18 protein-coding genes are annotated in these 18,066 nt (G+C 49.9%); 8 read left to right on the top strand and 10 right to left on the bottom strand.

Going from position 1 to position 18,066, the window contains the following annotated elements; all coding sequences use genetic code 11:
• Positions 1 to 383: 383 nt before the first annotated feature.
• Both tsaB and ACYVAM_RS21890 read left to right on the top strand, forming a co-directional pair.
• Entirely contained in the window at positions 384 to 1,091 is a 708-nt protein-coding gene (tsaB, locus tag ACYVAM_RS21885; RefSeq protein WP_461071012.1) for a tRNA (adenosine(37)-N6)-threonylcarbamoyltransferase complex dimerization subunit type 1 TsaB, read from the top strand.
• Positions 1,092 to 1,197: 106 nt separating this feature from the next.
• Complete coding sequence (locus ACYVAM_RS21890) at positions 1,198 to 1,974, top strand: type III pantothenate kinase (RefSeq protein ID WP_461071014.1); 777 nt, start codon at positions 1,198 to 1,200, stop codon at positions 1,972 to 1,974.
• A 15-nt stretch (positions 1,975 to 1,989) separates the two neighbouring features.
• On the opposite strand, the gene ACYVAM_RS21895 is transcribed toward ACYVAM_RS21890, so the two are convergent.
• On the bottom strand, positions 1,990 to 2,184 hold the full coding sequence (locus ACYVAM_RS21895; RefSeq protein ID WP_461071016.1) for a type II toxin-antitoxin system antitoxin: 195 nt from the start codon (positions 2,182 to 2,184) through the stop codon (positions 1,990 to 1,992).
• A gap of 102 nt (positions 2,185 to 2,286) precedes the next feature.
• Positions 2,287 to 3,150 carry an SPFH domain-containing protein gene (locus ACYVAM_RS21900; protein ID WP_461071018.1) on the bottom strand — a complete coding sequence of 288 codons (864 nt, stop codon included), beginning with the start codon at positions 3,148 to 3,150 and terminating at the stop codon, positions 2,287 to 2,289.
• Between the two features lie 263 nt (positions 3,151 to 3,413).
• Here ACYVAM_RS21900 and lysS point away from each other — a divergent pair, with 263 nt between their 5' ends.
• The gene (gene lysS, locus ACYVAM_RS21905; protein ID WP_461071020.1) at positions 3,414 to 5,189 is read left to right on the top strand and encodes a lysine--tRNA ligase; all 1,776 of its coding nucleotides are present in this window, start codon (positions 3,414 to 3,416) and stop codon (positions 5,187 to 5,189) included.
• 89 nt (positions 5,190 to 5,278) lie between these two features.
• Here lysS and ACYVAM_RS21910 read toward each other — a convergent pair whose 3' ends face one another.
• Positions 5,279 to 5,485: a cold-shock protein gene (locus ACYVAM_RS21910; RefSeq protein ID WP_046576608.1), complete on the bottom strand. Its 207-nt coding sequence runs from the start codon at positions 5,483 to 5,485 to the stop codon at positions 5,279 to 5,281.
• Between the two features lie 338 nt (positions 5,486 to 5,823).
• On the opposite strand from ACYVAM_RS21910, the gene ACYVAM_RS21915 reads away from it, so the two are divergent.
• On the top strand, positions 5,824 to 6,045 hold the full coding sequence (locus ACYVAM_RS21915; protein ID WP_461071022.1) for a PspC domain-containing protein: 222 nt from the start codon (positions 5,824 to 5,826) through the stop codon (positions 6,043 to 6,045).
• Between the two features lie 74 nt (positions 6,046 to 6,119).
• Here the strand turns inward: ACYVAM_RS21915 and ACYVAM_RS21920 are convergent, their stop codons facing one another.
• From ACYVAM_RS21920 to ACYVAM_RS21930, 3 genes are all read right to left on the bottom strand, one after another.
• Entirely contained in the window at positions 6,120 to 7,157 is a 1,038-nt protein-coding gene (locus tag ACYVAM_RS21920; RefSeq protein WP_461071024.1) for a glycosyltransferase family 2 protein, read from the bottom strand.
• Between the two features lie 98 nt (positions 7,158 to 7,255).
• Entirely contained in the window at positions 7,256 to 7,594 is a 339-nt protein-coding gene (locus ACYVAM_RS21925) for a YbaB/EbfC family nucleoid-associated protein (protein ID WP_461071026.1), read from the bottom strand.
• Positions 7,595 to 7,667: 73 nt separating this feature from the next.
• Entirely contained in the window at positions 7,668 to 9,704 is a 2,037-nt protein-coding gene (locus ACYVAM_RS21930; RefSeq protein ID WP_461071028.1) for a T9SS type B sorting domain-containing protein, read from the bottom strand.
• 175 nt (positions 9,705 to 9,879) lie between these two features.
• On the opposite strand from ACYVAM_RS21930, the gene ACYVAM_RS21935 reads away from it, so the two are divergent.
• Positions 9,880 to 11,172 (top strand): bifunctional 3,4-dihydroxy-2-butanone-4-phosphate synthase/GTP cyclohydrolase II, encoded by a 1,293-nt coding sequence (locus ACYVAM_RS21935; protein ID WP_461071030.1) that lies wholly within the window; start codon positions 9,880 to 9,882, stop codon positions 11,170 to 11,172.
• 68 nt (positions 11,173 to 11,240) lie between these two features.
• On the top strand, positions 11,241 to 11,546 hold the full coding sequence (gene trxA / locus ACYVAM_RS21940; protein ID WP_461071032.1) for a thioredoxin: 306 nt from the start codon (positions 11,241 to 11,243) through the stop codon (positions 11,544 to 11,546).
• A gap of 78 nt (positions 11,547 to 11,624) precedes the next feature.
• Here the strand turns inward: trxA and ACYVAM_RS21945 are convergent, their stop codons facing one another.
• A complete protein-coding gene (locus tag ACYVAM_RS21945; RefSeq protein ID WP_461071034.1) occupies positions 11,625 to 12,107 on the bottom strand; it encodes a hypothetical protein in 483 nt (160 codons plus the stop codon).
• A gap of 353 nt (positions 12,108 to 12,460) precedes the next feature.
• Between ACYVAM_RS21945 and ACYVAM_RS21950 the strand changes: the two genes are divergently transcribed.
• Positions 12,461 to 13,009 carry an outer membrane beta-barrel protein gene (locus ACYVAM_RS21950; protein ID WP_461071036.1) on the top strand — a complete coding sequence of 183 codons (549 nt, stop codon included), beginning with the start codon at positions 12,461 to 12,463 and terminating at the stop codon, positions 13,007 to 13,009.
• A gap of 393 nt (positions 13,010 to 13,402) precedes the next feature.
• Here the strand turns inward: ACYVAM_RS21950 and ACYVAM_RS21955 are convergent, their stop codons facing one another.
• The 3 genes from ACYVAM_RS21955 to ACYVAM_RS21965 all read right to left on the bottom strand — a co-directional run bounded on the left by ACYVAM_RS21955 (position 13,403) and on the right by ACYVAM_RS21965 (position 16,434).
• Positions 13,403 to 14,686 (bottom strand): AGE family epimerase/isomerase, encoded by a 1,284-nt coding sequence (locus ACYVAM_RS21955; protein ID WP_461071038.1) that lies wholly within the window; start codon positions 14,684 to 14,686, stop codon positions 13,403 to 13,405.
• A complete protein-coding gene (locus tag ACYVAM_RS21960; RefSeq protein WP_461071040.1) occupies positions 14,679 to 15,692 on the bottom strand; it encodes a bifunctional heptose 7-phosphate kinase/heptose 1-phosphate adenyltransferase in 1,014 nt (337 codons plus the stop codon). Before ACYVAM_RS21960 ends, ACYVAM_RS21955 begins: the two co-directional genes overlap by 8 nt.
• A 124-nt stretch (positions 15,693 to 15,816) precedes the next feature.
• On the bottom strand, positions 15,817 to 16,434 hold the full coding sequence (locus tag ACYVAM_RS21965; protein ID WP_461071042.1) for a class I SAM-dependent methyltransferase: 618 nt from the start codon (positions 16,432 to 16,434) through the stop codon (positions 15,817 to 15,819).
• A 206-nt stretch (positions 16,435 to 16,640) separates the two neighbouring features.
• Here ACYVAM_RS21965 and ACYVAM_RS21970 point away from each other — a divergent pair, with 206 nt between their 5' ends.
• Complete coding sequence (locus ACYVAM_RS21970) at positions 16,641 to 17,990, top strand: D-arabinono-1,4-lactone oxidase (RefSeq protein WP_461071044.1); 1,350 nt, start codon at positions 16,641 to 16,643, stop codon at positions 17,988 to 17,990.
• Positions 17,991 to 18,066 lie beyond the last annotated feature (76 nt).

Genomic DNA, 18,066 nt, shown 5'->3' on the forward strand with positions numbered 1-18,066 from the left:
ACTTACTGCTAATGTAGAATTTATAGTTAACAAAAAGTCACCTTAAAACAACTATTTATTTTAAGTACATAACTATAATTAACAATGAACCAACGAATTTAAAGCATTTTTTTAGCATTTATACTCATTGTTTTTGGTATTTTACCGTGGTCACAGGAAAGCCTATAAGCACAAATTTACACAGCGAAACGGTTGCATTTCATTGTCGTATACACCGTTTCGTTTACCTGACGAACAAAGCCAATGCATAAAGAAATGAATTAAAAACGGCCTTCATTCACTCAAAATAGCCATTTCTCCAGTTAATTTCACGAAGGACAAACAACCGTTTTGTTAATTCTTCTGGCAGGGCGTACTTTGAAACCCGTTTCATTTTCAGGCTTATGGCGCTTATTCTTTCCCTCGATACATCCACTACAGTTTGTTCGGTTGCTCTGCATCATCAGAACGACTCATCGGTCAACGCATTGCTCGGCTGTTACGAACTATTTATCGAACGGACCTCTTCCGCAATGCTGACGACCCTGATCAACGACATCGTCAACCAGGCCGGTTTCGCCTTACCTGAACTGGATGCCATCGCGGTAGCCAAGGGGCCAGGTTCGTATACGGGTTTACGCATTAGCGTCTCCACAGCAAAAGGCTTGTGCTTTGCTTTAAACAAGCCCCTGCTGGCTATAAATACGCTGACGGCCATGACTGAACAGGTTCGGCCGTACGTCCTGGAGCATCACTTGCTCTGTCCCATGATCGACGCCCGACGGATGGAGGTTTACTGCGCGCTCTATACGGCTAGTGGACAAGAAGTTCAGCCGACGAGCGCAACGATCATTGACGATCAATCTTTTGCCGACTTGCTGGCCCAAAGGCCAATCGTTTTCTTTGGCGATGGGGCCGCAAAATGCCGTTCCGTGCTGGGGGTTCATCCGAATGCCATTTTCCCCGCATCTACAGTCCTTCCTTCTGCCCGCACGATTGGCAACTTGGCGATGGACGCCTTCGAACAGGGCCTGTTTGAGGATGTGGCTACGTTTGAACCGTTTTATCTGAAAGATTTTATGGCGATAAAGCCCAAAAAGCCGATGTTTTGAGTCGTCAATGGCCTTAAGGAAATGAATGACGGCATCAATAAGGTGTGAATGTGCCGTTTTTCCCCTTATTTCGCCCCGATAACTACTCCCATCACTCCCATCGCTCGTGCAGATTATCGTTGATATTGGCAATACCGATGCCGTTTTCGGATTATATATCCAACCTACCTGGCAGCACATCTGGCGGACACCCGCCCGACGCGATGAGCCCGCACAGGCCTATGAACGTCGGCTTCGGCTGTGGCTGCTCGAAGCAGGGATTCCGCTCAGTGCCATCCAGACAACGGTTCTGAGCAGCGTAGTGCCCGATCTGACGCCAACGATGCGCGCCATGCTGGCCGACTTGTTCGGGTATGATCCTGTTGTTGTCGGGCCGAGCGTTTATCCGCTTTTACCCATTGACATCCTGCGACCGCATGAAATTGGGGCCGATTTGGTTGCCAATGCTCTGGCAGCCTATACCCGCTACCAGCGAACGTGCGTTGTCGTTGATTTCGGAACCGCCCTGACCTTTACGACTGTGTCGGGCGAAGGGAAACTATTGGGCGTCGCCATTGCACCCGGCTTAAAAACCGCCATCCGATCTTTGTTTGCCAATACGGCACAACTCCCCGAAGTGCCCATCGACGTGCCTTCGTCGGCGCTCGGTACCAGCACGACCCACGCCATTCAGGCAGGCGTTGTGTTAGGCTATGAGGGACTGGTGCGTTCGCTTGTTGGCCGGATTCAAACCGAACTTCACGGCGACTGTATTGCCGTCGCCACGGGTGGCTTGTCGGGCCGGATTCCCTCGTTGCGGAACGTGTTCACGGATATTGTCCCGTCGCTCACATTGGATGGTATACGCCTGATTGGCGAGCTGGTAACCGCTTCCCAGTCGTAACCTGGCCGAAATTCGCTAGTCCTCAGCTTCAGCTGGCGGTGTCGTATCCGCTCTGCCCGCTTTAGGTTTCTTGCGCTTACGCAAAGCCTCGTTCAGCAAATACTCAATCTGGCCATTTACGCTCCGGAACTCATCCTGTGCCCAATGCTCCAGTTCCTTCAACGTTTCGGGTTGAATGCGCAAGACAAATGCTTTTTTCTCAGCAGCCATTTTTTTGAGGAACGAGGAGCGAGGGGTAAGAAGCGAGGAGCCATCCGGCAGCTCTCATGCGCCGGTAACTCCTCGCTTCTCACCCCTCGCTCCCAGTAGGGTCTAATTATACAACGTTCCCGCATTGACAACCGGGCTTACCGATTTCTCACCGCAAAGGACAACCAGCAGGTTACTCACCATAGCGGCCTTCCGTTCTTCGTCCAGCGCAATAACACCATTTTTTTCCAGACGCTCCAGCGCCATTTCGACCATACCGACTGCCCCCTCCACAATTAGCCGACGAGCAGCAATCATGGCCGACGCCTGTTGACGCTGTAACATAGCCCCGGCAATTTCGGAGGAATACGCCAGGTGACTGACACGGGCTTCAATAATATCGACGCCCGCCCGTTCGAGCCGTTCGTTCAGTTCTTCTTCCAGAAACACATTGATCTGGCCGGTGCTGTCGCGCAGGGTAACCGATGAAGTTTCATCTTCCATGTGGTCGTATGCGTAGGAATTGGCCAACTTTCGCACGGCGGCTTCGGACTGGATCTGCACGAAATTCACGTAGTTATCTACCTCAAATAACGCTTTGGCAGTGTCTTTTACCTGCCAGACAACCACAGCGGCAATCTCGACGGGGTTACCCATCTTGTCATTGACTTTCAACGTCTGCCCGTTCAGATTGCGGGCCCGCAGGCTGATTTTGACTTTATTATAGAGTGGATTTACCCAACGCAGCCCGGTTTCTTTAATCGTACCGACATAATCACCGAAGAAGGTAGCGGTCATTCCTTCCTTCGGATAAATGATAACGATGCCCTTCAGGATAAAAACACCGACCAATCCCAGCAATATGGCCGGTATTGGACCATAGCTCTGGAATAGCTTAAAGAAAGCAACTCCAGCTAACGCAAAACACAAAAGGGCAACCAGTAAAAACAGGTACCCGGAAACAGACGTAAGCTTTTTCTCCTGCATGACCGTAAAAGTTAGTTCAATAAGTCGATATCATTTTGATATCACAATGATAGATAGTATTCTATTCTCTTTCCAAAAAATTATGGGAATGGTCGGGCAAGTCCATCAGCGGTTTTTCCAACCTATGAGCTTCATTTTTTGGTTATTCAACAAAACGTATTGGTGCCCCTTTCTCGGCCATCACTATAAACGCCAATCCTTTTCACTATTTTTGCCCCTCAAAATACGGGTTAGCTTATTGGCTAACCGACTCATTGACGATCATGCTGCTGAGTGAACAGGAAATAAATCGCCGACAAAAGCGCGAAGAATTGATGCGGATGGGCATTGACCCCTACCCCGCCGAGTTATTTGACGTAAACACAACCATTGCCGATATCCGGGCGGCTTTCCAAACGGACGGTCCCGGCACAGAGGTTGCTCCCGAACAGGATTTTTCCGGCGACGAACGCTGGGGTAATGTTCAGTTAGCGGGCCGCCTGATGGTGTTCCGAATAAGCGGCAGTGCATCATTCGTTGAAATACAGGATTCTACCGGACGAATGCAGTTTTATTTTCGACGCGACGACATCTGCCCCGGTGAGGATAAGACGCTTTATAACACGGTCTTCAAGAAGTTGCTGGACATTGGCGATATCATTGGGGTTCGGGGGCATGTGTTTACCACAAAAACCGGCGAATTGTCGGTCTATGTGAAGGAATTCAAAATCCTGAACAAATCGTTGCGGCCGCTGCCAGTCGTGAAAGAAGTGGTCAATGAGCAGGGTGAAAAAGAAACCTACGACGCGTTTACCGATCCCGAACAGCGCTATCGCCAGCGCTATGTAGACCTGATCGTGAACCCGCAGGTGCGCGATATTTTCGTAAAACGAACGAAACTGGTTAACTCGATCCGGCAGTTTCTGAGCGAAAAAGGGTATCTGGAAGTTGAAACGCCCATTTTGCAACCCATTCACGGGGGAGCAGCTGCACGTCCCTTCCGAACGCACCACAACTCGCTCGACATGACGCTGTATATGCGGATAGCCAACGAGCTATACCTGAAACGGCTGATCGTGGGCGGGTATGACGGCGTATTTGAGTTTGCCAAAGATTTTCGGAACGAAGGCATGGACCGTACGCATAACCCCGAGTTTACCCAGGTCGAGTTTTACGTTGCCTACAAGGATTATCTCTGGATGATGGACACCATTGAGGAAATGGTGGAAAAAGTAGCGCTCGACGTGGCAGGCACCACCAAGGTGACGGTTGGCCAGAATGTAATCGACTTCAAACGACCCTGGAAACGGCTGACTATGTTCGAAGCCATTCAGGAATATACGGGCGTGGATGTGTCGGCCATGGAAGAAGCGGAACTCCGGCAGGTAGCCGAAGGCCGGGGAATCAAGGTAGACAGCACCATGGGTAAGTCGAAGCTCATCGACGAGTTGTTCGGCGATGCCTGCGAGCCCAACCTGATTCAACCCACGTTCATTACGGATTACCCCGTTGAGATGTCGCCGTTGACCAAGAAGCACCGGAGCAAAGCGGGTCTTGTCGAACGCTTTGAAGCCATCTGCAACGGCAAAGAGATCGCGAATGCCTATTCTGAGCTAAACGACCCCATCGACCAGCGGGAGCGGTTTGAGGAGCAGTTGCGCCTGGCCGAACGCGGTGACGAGGAGGCCATGGCACTGGATGAGGATTTTCTGCGGGCGCTCGAATACGGCATGCCACCAACGGCGGGCGTAGGACTGGGCATCGATCGGCTGGCCATGATCATGACCAATCAGGCGTCTATTCAGGATGTGCTGTTTTTCCCACAAATGCGCCCTGAGAAGAAGCAGGAGCAGTCGGACGAAAGCGATTTCGTTTCGGCAGGTGTTCCGGCCGAGTGGATTCCGGCCGTACAGAAACTCGGTTTCATGACGGTAGACCAACTTCAGGCCGCTAATCCCAATAAACTGTTCAACGATTTGGGGGGCGTTCGCAAGAAGCTGAAGTTAGAGGCTAAAATGCCCACGCTCGATGAAGTCAAGGGTTGGCTGAGCCAGAACTAGGCCGTTTCGTTAGTAAAAATCTGACCATAAAAAACCCTCATCTGATATCAGGTGAGGGTTATACGTTTCTGTAAAGACGCGCTATAGACTTAATAATCTGAATCTATCTTTTTCACCTTTACGGCGTTTAGTCCTTTTTTGCCGTCAACCACTTCAAACTGTACCCGATCTTTCTCGCGGATGGTAACCCCATTGAGGCCGGTGATGTGGACAAAAATGTCCCGGTTGGTATCGTCTTCAACAATGAATCCGTAACCCTTACTTTCGTTAAAGAATTTTACTACACCTGTTTGCATAAAACTTAAACAATTTAACAATTAAAAACTTAAAGGGTCAGTAACTAACAAAACCGCCAACCAAACATCAGGATATCTAAATTATTTAGATACATTGTTAAAAATCAACGAGATTTGTCGTCGCAAAAACGGAAATAGCTCGTGAGAACCACCGACGTCGTTACACTACAAAGAAAAGAAAAATGTTCCGACTTCAAGTAGATTTCACCCTTTTTTTAGCTATTTTCACTGCGTTTGTATTGACATTTTGTGTAAACGGCAAACATTCTATCAAGGGTTCTCGTTAATTTTCCTGAATGACGATAAATAACTTTATATAGACTTCGCAAACTAAAGGCATGGATAAAATCAGGTATTTCGTTGAAAGTCAGGCGTTTGGCGTCTGTTCACGGCTGGGCGAGAAAATGAACATTTCGGCCAGCAGTATTCGATTGTATTTTATTTATACCTCGTTCCTTACCCTGGGCTCTCCCGTCATTTTATACCTGATTATGGCTTTCTGGATGGAAATGAACAAGCACCTGCGTCGGCACGCCCACCCGACCATCTGGGAACTGTAAACAAATAATAAAGTATAGATGATAAGTAATGAATAATAGTCAGGACAGAAACCATTACTGGCTTATAAGCTAATTCATCGTTCATCATTCATCATTCTCCTAAATGTTTTCTTGTTTTCGGCGAAGTACTGCCAGACAATACTGTGCGGATAGAGAACAACCTCCGTCGTCTGCTGGCTTTTCAATGCTTTTCGCTGCTGGTGAAGACGCGGCAACTGGCCATAGAAAGCAAAGTGGGCGCGGATAATGGCCCAGATGTCGGGCCACTGCCCAACCTTCAGGAACAAGAGAGAAGATAACCCGTCGAGGATTAACCGCAGCATGATTTTTGGCCATAACCAGCCATCGGCAGGCCAGTTTTTATACAACATAAAGAGGCTGTTGCGGTAATTGAGGTAAGTTTTTTGTGGATTCGATTTGTGGAGCGTTCCTCCGCCCACATGGTAAACTGTCGATTGACCACAGGCCCACACTTCGTGGCCCAGCCGTTGTATACGCCAGCACCAGTCAATTTCTTCCATATGGGCAAAAAAGGATGCATCGAATCCCCCGGTCTGGTGAAACACGTCTGCCCGCATGAACAGGCAAGCCCCCGTGGCCCAGAACACCCGTCGATTGTCGTCGTATTGGCCGATATCGGCTTCAAACGTGGCAAAGACCCGTCCCCGGCAAAATACGTAGCCGAGCCAGTCGACAAACCCACCGGCAGCGCCTGCATGTTCAAATAAGGTGCGCTGGTCGTAGGATCGGATCTTGGGCTGGCAGGCAGCAATTCGTGGGTTGGCCTCCAGCAAGGCTAACATGGGCGATAACCAACCCGGTGTTACCTCAACGTCAGAATTAGGAAGAACGTAGTAATTAGCCCCCCCATATTGCGTTCGAATAGCTTCGAGAGCCAGGTTGTAACCACCTGCATAACCTTCGTTTCGGGGAAGCTCGATAACGCGGACATCGGGAAAGTTGGCGCGCAGAAATGAAACGGATGAATCTGTAGAAGCACTGTCGGCTACATAAACCGGGTGACCATCGGCATTGGCAAGTACCGTGGGAAGAAATTTAGCTAAAAACGGTTGCCCGTTGTAATTAAGGATGACAATGGCAAGGGTATCCACGGAACGGGTTTGTCGTTTATACGTTACGGTTTACGGTTTCTGGTTGGCTGTCGGACCAAAAACCGTAAACTATAAGCCGTAAACTTACAAACACTTTCCTACATTAACCCATCCAGGTTCAGACCGGGAATATTTGGCAGTAGTCCTTCGGTAGCCTGTTTCAGGTGTTCGCGCGCTTTTGTTTCCACATTAGCCATCGCTTTATTGGTAGCTGCCACGATTAGATCCTGCAGCATTTCTCGGTCGGCGGGCGCGTTCGATTTAATCAGGTCAGGGTCAATGTCAATCTTCAGGACATTTTTCAGCCCGTTTACGGTCACCTTCACCAGACCTGCGCCCGATTCGCCCGTCTCAGTAACCGCACTGAGCGTTTCCTGGGCATCTTTCATTCGAGACTGAACTTCCTTCATCTTCCCGAACATATCCATCATATTCATACGCGTATTGGGTTAAGTATAGAGGTGTAAGCTGGCAAGTTAACCACCATTTGCCTAACAACTTATTCCTGCTTCATCGTATCAATAACAACGCACCCGTACGAACAGTTTTCAGCCCCGTCAGGTCTATCAGTTCAATGCGATACATGTATTGACCCGTTGCGGCATTCTGTCCGCCGATTTTGCCATCCCAGCCCTGGCTTTTGTTCGTCGTGCTATACACCACCTCGCCCCAGCGACTATAAATGTTCATGGTGAACTGATCGACATAAATACCCTTCGGCAGAAACTCGTCGTTCATTCCATCGCCATTAGGCGTAAAGGCATCTGGAATGAGGATACGGGCTTCCCGACGAAACGTGTAATAGTTGGAATAACTAATGGTTCCGCCATCGGAGACAGCAATGACGCGGTATTTCTGCGATTGCAGATTTGGGTCATTGGGATCAGGTTCGTAATGGGTATTGCTGCCGAGCTGAATTTCCTGTTTTGTTCCGTTCAGCGAGTCGATCACCTCCAGGGTATAACTGGCCACGGTTTCGGGCGTAAAGGGCGAATCTGTATTCCAGTCAATTCCCGTAGTTGATTTTGCCTCCAGAAACACCGTACAAACGGGCGTCGATGGTTTCGACTGCAGGCCACAACTGTTCTGATACGTTACCTGATAACAATATGAGCCCGCCGACGGGTCAGCGCTTTCGTCCGTATAGGTACTTTTCCGGTCAAGGGTGGCAATGGGCTGAAAATTGCCCGACGAACCCGATGCCCGGCTGACAATCATGGTAAAGCTGTCTGCAGGCCCAATTTCGGTGGGTGGTATGGTAATTAATCGTGGGTGACCATCTTCAATGGAGACAACAGCCGTACTGACATCGCCCGGCACATCGCCGTTGACGCCGTTCACACAAATGGGTGCCGATGTAACAATCGTTTGACCAGCCCCCGAAATCGTAGCGGCAATTGAATAACAGTACTGGGTTCCGCAATCAATAGCCGACGCATCCGAATATGTACTGGTGCGTGGATCGGTTATCGTGCCCCCCAGGGGTGCGTTGTTTCGCAGAATGCGGTAGTAGCGAAATTGTGAGGTTCCCGACAGGGTTCCGGTATAGGGTTTCCAGGTCAGGTTATTCTGTTTATTGGCCGCCTTCACATCCAGAACCAGGCTACAGACTTCATCTGATTTCTGAGAAGCACTGCTGTTACAGGCATCCTGCGTGACGAGCTGAAAACACTGTGCCTGTTTCGCATCCGTCTGAACGGTAAATGTGCCAACGTCCGAACCCTTCTGACCCGTGGCGGTATAGGTCCCGTTTACTTTCTGGTAAAGCTGGACCGAACTTCCTGTGCTGGTCTGATACTTGATCTCAATCGCTTTGTCGCCAGTGGTCGTCAGGGCGGTGATCACCGGCTGGGTTGCGGCTGCTAGCAACGGAATTGGCTGGCTGGTTTGTGGACCATTACAGAGCGGGGATGCAATAGAGCCATATACGCCTTCTACGGTTATGGTAGGTGAAGCCGATGCGCCACTATTATAGGTGTGAGATGGGTTAGCCTGCATCTCGGCCCGGCTTTTTTCATCAGCTACGCCATCGCCCCACCGAATGATGTAGCTATCGTATTGACCTAATGATGAAGGATCTACGGTTACAGTTGCTCTACGGCCAAGACACGCCTGAACGCTAAATTTAACAGGGTCAAGAGGCAGCACAGTAACGATCCTACAGGCCAATGCTCTAGTCCCATTGATGGTACCTACCTGTAAAATAGTGTAAGAACCAGGTTTTGTATATTGAAAAATAGGCCCTGCTTCGATTTCGGCGGTTGGAATTCCTTTCCCATTATATTCTTTTATATAGCCGATATTCTGCATGCCGGAGGGAACACCACCCGTAACCCGAACGGCCGTTCCAATACAAACTCTAACTTTATCAAGTGTAAATCCACCCGTAGCAGCCCCTTGAGGATCTACACAATAATTATTAGTAGGATCCTGGGCAAAAACTAATTCAGTTGGGAAGGAGAAAAGAATAAAGAAAGCCACTAAAAAACCAGCTAACCCGCTAGCCTTCACTCTTGCTCCAAGCAGCCACAGTCGTAAAATTCGCACGAAGAGTAAATTTTTATCGTTCGTATAATAAGTCGGTTCTATACCTGAAAACGGCTTCAGTCGACATTTTCGCATCCCGCGAAACGTATCTTTCTTAAAATCAGTTTTCCATTCAAAATCAAGTGGAATCACTGCACCTCAAAGATACCTGCATAGACACGCATCAACCAATAAGATGAGCAATAATAGTACCAACTCTGAAACCACCGCCCAAAATCCGGGAAATACCATCGAGCCAAATCCTATTCGGCTGGATCGTATCGAAGACGCCATTGCCGATATCAAGGCAGGTAAGATTATCCTGGTGGTCGATGACGAAGACCGCGAAAATGAAGGTGACATGATCTGCGCGGCCGAGATGATAACCCCCGAAATGGTTAATTTCATGGTTCGCGAGGCCCGCGGTCTGATGTGTGCTCCCCTCACCCAGGAACGCTGCGACGAGCTGGGATTAGATATGATGGTGACCAGCAATACGTCGGTGCACACAACGCCGTTTACGGTATCGGTCGATTTGCTGGGAAATGGCTGTACAACCGGCATTTCAGCGTCAGATCGCTCCAAGACCATTCAGGCACTGGTAGACCCCAACACAGCACCCGACGATTTGGGCCGTCCCGGTCATATTTTCCCGCTGCGCGCCGTAGAAGGGGGCGTTATCCGTAGGGCGGGGCATACCGAAGCCGCTGTCGATTTGGCCCGGCTGGCTGGTTTATCGCCGGTGGGCGTGTTGATTGAAGTGCTGAACGAAGACGGCACCATGGCCCGCCTGCCGCAGCTACGCGTTCTGGCCGACCGCTTCGGCATGAAACTCGTCAGCATTCAGGATTTGATTGAATACCGGCTCCGCACCGAAACGTTGATCCGTCGTGAAATCGGTGTCGATATGCCAACCGAATGGGGCCATTTCGATCTGATTGCCTATAAACAAAGCAATACCGGCGACACCCATCTGGCGCTGATAAAAGGCAGTTGGGAACCCAATGAACCGGTGCTGGTGCGTGTGCACTCGTCTTGTGTAACGGGCGATATTTTCGGTTCGTGCCGTTGCGATTGCGGCCCACAACTGCATGCCTCCATGAAAATGGTCGAAGCAGAAGGGAAAGGCATCATCGTGTATATGTTTCAGGAAGGTCGTGGTATTGGTCTGATCAATAAGCTGAAAGCGTATAAGCTTCAGGAAATGGGTCGCGATACCGTTGAGGCCAACCTCGATTTAGGCTTGCCGATGGACTCCCGCGATTATGGCGTAGGCGCGCAGATTCTGCGCGATCTGGGTGTTCGTAAACTCCGGCTTATTTCAAACAACCCGAAGAAACGGGCAGGTTTGATGGGCTACGGACTGGAAATTGTGGACACCGTGCCCATTGAAATCCAGCCGAATCCGCACAATGAACGCTACCTGCGAACAAAACGCGACAAAATGGGGCACACAATTATGAATGAGCCCGTAAACGAAGAACAGTAGATCCGTTTGTGGTTTACGATTTGTGGTTGGCTGACGCGCCCGTTAAGCGAAAAACCGAACGATCCTTTATGAACAAGCAATCATTTAAAGAGCTTATCAACGGCGATAAACCAGTATTGGTTGACTTTTACGCCGATTGGTGCGGGCCCTGCAAGCAACAGGCTCCCATTTTAAAACAACTGACCGAACGCTCCGGCGATAAAGTACGCGTTGTTAAAATTGACGTCGATAAGGCCCAGGCGGCCGCCCAGCAATATCAAATTCGGAGTATTCCGACCATGATCATGTTCAAGGACGGCAAGATCGTCTGGCGCCAGTCGGGTGTTCAGTCGCTAACTACGCTGGAAGGCCTGGTCAGGCAGTTCGGTAGCTAATCTCTCAATCTTAATACAGACAAGCCCTGTCAGCTGTTAAACAGCCGACAGGGCTTGTCTGTATCAGTTGCAATCCTATTATTTTGAATTTTGTGCCAGCCCAAAGTTTTTGAGGTTGGTGAGCGCCGTGACGTTAATAATTTTCCACTGGCCATTAATTTTTTCGACTGTTCGCGACTCTTTCGATGTCGTTTTTCCGTGGCTGTCCACGAGCGTCTGGTCGTAGGCAACAAAGGCCATATTTCCGTTCTGGTGAATGGTGTAGTTCGAATTTTGCACAGTCACCTTATCCGATACTTTAGCGCTTTTGAACTGGCTGGCAAACTGCTTCTCCAACTTATCCCAGCCTTTCACCAGCATAAAATCGCCCCCATACAAATTGGCCGCAAAATGAATGTAGGGCGTATGGGCCCAGGCATTCGACCACTCTGTTTTATCGCGCTTAAAAAAGCCTTCCGTTTCACTACGCAACACATGTTTAATGGCATCGTCGTCAGCCTGAGCCAACACACACACATCGGAACCAAGCAACAGGGCAGTTACCAAAAGGAGCGTTTTCATGACCAGTAAGTGTTTAGTTATCAGTCAAGTTATAGAACTGCATTAAATTATACAAGTATTATTTTGTACTTTTAGCATACACCAAAAAAACTAAGGCTGATTACTTATTAATGCGTCAATTGCCAGTTCAGGTGCTCCGACCTGCATTGGCACCAGTAAAACAGCTGAAAATACGCTGGCCCGACTAGCCATTACCTCGACCAGTTTCTTAATCAGTTTTTATGGAAAGTAGGGAAACACTTGACCTGGTGAATAAAGAAACTCCGTGACTTATTCGCCTTTTCTCGTCTATGAACCTACAAAATCGGATGGATACTTATCCTGCCCGAATGTTTCACTAAATATTCTGATTAATGAAAAAGTTGATTTTCAGCCTGTTACTATCAGTAGCAGGATTAGCTGGTGTGCAAGCGCAAAGTAATACGTTGCTGGTCTATGGAACAGTCAATTACACAACCACGAAAGTAGATGGTAGTAAGAGCAACAATTTCAGTCTTTCACCAGGTGTAGGGTATCAATGGAATGACAACTGGACAGGTGGTCTGAATCTTAGCGTAGGTAGCGCAAAAACAGACATGGATAAAGAGAGTTCCTTTTCTGTTGGTCCCTTCATCCGTTACACGCAGCCGTTGGCGGGTGTTTTTGCCATTTATGGTCAGCTCAATACCAACTATCTATCGGGCAAAGTCGGAAATGTGAACTACAATGGTTTTGGCGCCACCTTATTTCCGGCAATCGGCGTGAACCTGAAAAATAACTTCGCTCTGAACTTCACCTTTGGGTCAATAAATTTCTCGTCTCAGACATTCGATGGAAGCTCCTCAACAGCTACCAACTTTGGCATCGCGTTTGGCAGTGGCGCCGGATTTGGTATTTCGAAAAACTTCGGCTTGAGTAAATAACAGGTTGTAAGCCATTCGTTCACAGATTTCTTAATTAACGTGAACAATGAATTAATGGATTGGCTAATCCCGCTAGGGATGACCTGTTAATAGTTAGTATAGCTTATGTCTTGTCTGAAGCGCCGTAGGTGCGACCTACTCTTGTCTATCTAGGCCGCACCTACGGCGCTTTATATAAAGCTCACTTTCGCTTTTATAGTAACAGGTCGCCCCTGACAGGGCTTTCTGTAAGAAAAAAGACGTGTATGCGCCATAGGGTTAAGGGCCCCATCCACACTTAACCTCATTATTCACGTTAATCAAATGAATGGGTGATAAAGAGCTAGCTTATAAACTAACGTGTAAGTGGCTGATGCACTTGCATTTGTGATGTGTCAGCTACTTACTTGTCACCTACTTCTCGATCAACCTGTCCAGCCGCCGAATGGACTGGACCATCGACCGAACGGTATGGTAGTTAATTTTCCAGGAGTGACTCATGTGCGTCCAGATCGGCACTCCCTGGCGCGTCATTAACGGCCACCACTCCCCCACCTCGTGGTTCACCATTTTATCCAGTACAAACCGGTGGACATTCTCGTAGGCTCTCCAGTATTTTTCGTCTCCAAAAATGCGATAGGCATCTAGAAACCCGATGAGCACTTCGGCCTGCTGCCAGAATTCTTTTTCCCGGTCATACACGGTTCCACTGTGTGACCCTTCGACGAAAACACCCCCAAACTCCCAGTCTACGCCATAATCAGCGGCATGCGATAGGGCTTTGTGCAATTTGTTAAAGTAGGTTTCGTAGGGAATGTCGAGGACGTCGAGCGCGTGAATCAGTAACCAGGCAAACTCCGCATTGTGTCCATAGCTGGTATTATCTTCGGCCTCCCGCTTGACGCCATCTTCGGTAAAACGATCCCATCCCCAGATAACGTCGAATTTGATCTGGGGCGCTACCCGCCAGTCGGCCCAGAACTGCGGCACACCCGTACCATACACGGGATGCATAATTTTTCCAACCAACAGGCTAATCACTTCCAGAAGCTTCCGGCGATGAATGGGCTGACGTGTGCATTCATATAAACTGGTAAAGGCTTCCATGAGGTGCATGTGTGCATCGAGCGTTTTCCGATTTCCCCCGGCGGCACCTGGCCCTTTGAGCGTCCAAGCGCGGTCGAACATCTCAAAATAGCCACCATAACAGGTGTCCGACGCGTATTTCTGAAGCAAATCAAATACTTTTTCGGCGTACTCAACCCCGCGCGAATCGCCCGTTGCCAGCGTGTATTCGCTCAGGCAATAGATGGCAAAGCTCTGCCCATACACGATTTTCTGATCGTTTAACACCTCGCCCTTTCGGTTGGTCATCCAGTAGAATCCACCATGTTCCTCGTCCCACATGCGCGTCAGCAGGTAATCGACGCCATGCCGGGCCAGATCGGCAAGCGAGCCCTGCTCAGATTCACCCCCGCTATAGCCTGCCCGGTGTGCCGACGAATAGGTGTAAATGGAGCGGGTTTGGGCAATCAGGGATTTTTCGTCTTCCCCCGAATCATGCCCATGCTGATCGAAATGGGTAATGAAGCCTCCGTTTACATAATCGGCGGTTCGGGCTGTCCAAAACGGTAACAACTCGGAGGTGAGGTGGGTGTGCAGTTCCTGACGACACTGCAGTAGGGTTTCTTTAGTCATGGTTCGAATGTGTGGCGTGCAACGCCAGAATTTCGGATAAGCTGGCGGTGCCTGTCTGGTTTAGTTTCTGAACGGTTACACCAGCTGCCAGGTTAGCGATTTGACTGGCTTGCGTGGGTGTGGCTCCGGCTCCCAGGCAAGCAGCCCAGGTGGCAACCACGGTATCACCTGCGCCAACGGTATCGAGTTCACCCGCGAGCGGCAAGCCAGCTGCCAGCTGCATCTCGTGTCGGTCCAGGTAAAGTATACCCGCCGGGCCACGTGTGATGAGCAGCGGCCCACCCGACCGCTCCCGAAAGGCGTTCCCGTGTCGAACGCACCAATCCAGATCTGGAAATTCAGGCACATTGATCTGTAGAAAATTAGCCAGTTCGGTGGTGTTCACTTTCAGGGTGGCTCCCCGAACCTGGGTTCCCACATCGCGCATGTCAGCCAGAAACCGAACGGCCGGAAAACGAGCGATTAGGTCATTGATCACGGCCATCCGGCGTTCAGTCAGGAGTGGGCTGGCAAACTGCTGGTTGATCACAACGACATCCAGATCGGCCAGAGCTTCCTCCAGCCCGGTAATCAGTTTAGCGAAAAGATCATCAGCGAGTTGGTTAGCAACGCCAAAATCAATCCGGTTCGCTTCCTGCCCATTCACATTCGGCTTGGTATACAGACACGTGTCCCATCCGGAAGGAACGGTATGCAGGTGTTTCGTATCGACGCCGAGGGCATTAAATAGGTAGTGCATTTCCCGACCAAACAGGTCATTTCCCACACAACCGATCACCCGGCAATTGGCTATACCCAGCGCCATTAAGTTCTGTACAACATTTCCCGCAGCGCCAAGGGACGCCCTGGGATAACTCCCCCAAAATACATCCCGCTGGGTTTCCAGCGAGCGCTCACCAGTTTGGGTTTGCAGGGTAAAATAAAGATCGAGGGCAAAGTCACCGATAACCCCTACCCGTATGGTCGAAAATCGTTGAAAAAGCGCCGTTATGTCGGAAGCAGTCATTCGTTCAGGCCTTGATGTAGCTAGCCGCTATAAAACCAATTTATGTGCCTTGGCTACTCACCATGGCACGATTTGCCGGGCCCAACCGTTATAATCGCCAACTTTATCCCCTAAAAAGCCGTTTCTATTGCTTGATGAAATCATACGAAATCAGGCTCTTTCCGTTGGGCATCCGGTAGGTTTGCCGTCCCTCGAAACGCAAAGCCGGTGCCGTATGGTGTAATAAGGTTTCTTCGGCTATCTCGTGCGCAATGGCAGCTACCGGCTGAAGCGTCGTTACACCCGTGTTGCTCACCCAACCGCTGTCGTTACTTCGTTGAAGCACCACGTTTAGCAGACCTCCCCGCCGGAGCGTTTGACGGATACTGGCAAACGTTCGGTCCAGATCAACATACTCCAGAAACAAATGGCAGATAATCAGGTCGACCGAGTCAGGTGGAATAGGTACGGCATCCTGATTGATATCTGCCTGCACCAGAACCAGCTGATTCAGGATGGGTTCGTAGCGCTCATAGCAAATGGCCAGGTACGTGGAATTGATATCTACGGCATACACCGTCCGGGCCTCCACAAAATGGACGAAGCCGTTACCGGTGCAGGCACCATAAACGGCCACCGTTTGCGGATAACGCTGCTCGACTTTCTCTTTTGTGATCTCGCTCATCAACGCCAGTTGCCCAACCGTCTCGTGGTTCATATGGCGTTCGTAATCAGCGGAAGGAACCTGGTTCCAGGGATTCATAAGTTTTTGTTAATAAAGGGTACGCAGGCCGTAAATCACCTAAGTGGTGTTGCGGTTATTTTCTCAACTTTTACTCAACTGGCGGCCAATTTGTTAAATTATCCACTTAGTTTAGCAGTAAACCCCTGAGACTTTTGCCGTAAGATTGCCATGCCGGCCATTGGAAGCGTAGCAAGACTTACCGTTGAAGCCCTATTCCTATAACCATGAAAAAAAGAACCTTTCTTAAACTGTCGTCTACTCTTTTGGCAACTCCTGCATTATCTCCACTCGTTGGGCTGGTCGCCGACGAAAAGTTGAAAAACTGGGCCGGTAATTATGAATACAGTACCGACCGGCTCTATTCAGCCAATTCAATTGGGCAAGTCCAGGAACTTATCAAGAAATACCCGAAAGTAAAAGTGCTGGGCACGCGCCACTGTTTCAACGGGATTGCGGATAGCAAAGACAACCTGCTTTCGCTCAAGGCCATGGATGACGTGGTTTCCCTGGATACAAAAGCCCATACCGTATCGGTCGATGCCAGTATGAAATACGGCCAACTGGCCCCTTACCTGGATGGAAAAGGGTTTGCCCTGCATAACCTGGCGTCGCTGCCCCATATTTCCATTGCCGGTGCCTGCGCGACGGCAACGCACGGGTCTGGTGTGAAAAACGGGAACCTGTCGACGGCGGTATCTGGCATGGAAATTATTACCGCTGCGGGTGAAGTACAAACATTAACCCGCGCCAAAGACGGTGATGCTTTCCGGGCAGCCGTTGTCCACCTGGGCGCGCTGGGCGTTGTGACGAAGGTTACCCTCGACATTCAACCTACGTTTTTGATGCGTCAGTATGTGTACGAAAACCTGCCCACGTCGCAACTCAAAGACCATTTTGAGACTATTGCGTCGGCAGGCTATAGCGTGAGCCTGTTTACGGACTGGCAAAAGGGCCGTGTCAATGAAGTATGGATCAAACAGCGCATCGACAAGGGCGACAAGTCTGCACCCGCAGCTTCAACGTATTTTGGGGCCACGCTGGCCAAAAAGAACGTGCATCCCATTGTCGAGCTTTCGGCGGTGAACTGCACGGAGCAACTGGGCGTGCCCGGCCCTTGGTACGAACGCATGCCCCACTTCCGCATGGGCTTTACGCCCAGCAGCGGCAAAGAATTACAATCCGAATATTTCGTTCCCCGGAAAAATGCAGTCGACGCCATCCTGGCTGTTGAGCGGCTGCGGGATCAGGTAAGTCCGCACCTGATGATTTCAGAACTACGCACCATCGACGCCGATACGCTCTGGATGAGTCCCTGTTACAAACAACCCAGCCTGGCCATTCACTTTACCTGGAAACAGGACTGGGCCGCCGTGCGGAAGGTCTTGCCGCTGATCGAAAAAGAATTGGCCCCATTTAACCCACGACCACACTGGGGTAAGTTGTTCACGATGGCTCCTGCACAACTTCAGTCACGCTACGAAAAGCTACCGGCGTTTAAGCAGATCGTGCAGGAATATGACCCAAAGGGCAAGTTTCGCAATGCCTTTCTGAGCACGAATCTGTACGGGGTTTAGGCCTGCCCCGCGAACTCACAAACGATCATTACCAACAGTGAACCTCTTTGACTGAAGAGTTAACACCACTTTATCG

Source organism: Spirosoma horti, from assembly GCF_054776595.1.

Excerpts from the sequence above, each read along its gene's own strand:
- ACYVAM_RS21900 (WP_461071018.1), bottom strand. The coding sequence starts at position 3,150 with ATGCAGGAGAAAAAGCTTACGTCTGTTTCCGGGTACCTGTTTTTACTG.
- ACYVAM_RS21895 (WP_461071016.1), bottom strand. The coding sequence starts at position 2,184 with ATGGCTGCTGAGAAAAAAGCATTTGTCTTGCGCATTCAACCCGAAACG.
- trxA (WP_461071032.1), top strand. The coding sequence starts at position 11,241 with ATGAACAAGCAATCATTTAAAGAGCTTATCAACGGCGATAAACCAGTA.
- ACYVAM_RS21925 (WP_461071026.1), bottom strand. The coding sequence starts at position 7,594 with ATGAATATGATGGATATGTTCGGGAAGATGAAGGAAGTTCAGTCTCGA.
- ACYVAM_RS21950 (WP_461071036.1), top strand. The coding sequence starts at position 12,461 with ATGAAAAAGTTGATTTTCAGCCTGTTACTATCAGTAGCAGGATTAGCT.
- ACYVAM_RS21935 (WP_461071030.1), top strand. The coding sequence starts at position 9,880 with ATGAGCAATAATAGTACCAACTCTGAAACCACCGCCCAAAATCCGGGA.
- lysS (WP_461071020.1), top strand. The coding sequence starts at position 3,414 with ATGCTGCTGAGTGAACAGGAAATAAATCGCCGACAAAAGCGCGAAGAA.
- ACYVAM_RS21945 (WP_461071034.1), bottom strand. The coding sequence starts at position 12,107 with ATGAAAACGCTCCTTTTGGTAACTGCCCTGTTGCTTGGTTCCGATGTG.
- ACYVAM_RS21960 (WP_461071040.1), bottom strand. The coding sequence starts at position 15,692 with ATGACTGCTTCCGACATAACGGCGCTTTTTCAACGATTTTCGACCATA.
- ACYVAM_RS21910 (WP_046576608.1), bottom strand. The coding sequence starts at position 5,485 with ATGCAAACAGGTGTAGTAAAATTCTTTAACGAAAGTAAGGGTTACGGA.
- ACYVAM_RS21955 (WP_461071038.1), bottom strand. The coding sequence starts at position 14,686 with ATGACTAAAGAAACCCTACTGCAGTGTCGTCAGGAACTGCACACCCAC.
- ACYVAM_RS21970 (WP_461071044.1), top strand. The coding sequence starts at position 16,641 with ATGAAAAAAAGAACCTTTCTTAAACTGTCGTCTACTCTTTTGGCAACT.
- ACYVAM_RS21965 (WP_461071042.1), bottom strand. The coding sequence starts at position 16,434 with ATGAATCCCTGGAACCAGGTTCCTTCCGCTGATTACGAACGCCATATG.
- tsaB (WP_461071012.1), top strand. The coding sequence starts at position 384 with ATGGCGCTTATTCTTTCCCTCGATACATCCACTACAGTTTGTTCGGTT.
- ACYVAM_RS21915 (WP_461071022.1), top strand. The coding sequence starts at position 5,824 with ATGGATAAAATCAGGTATTTCGTTGAAAGTCAGGCGTTTGGCGTCTGT.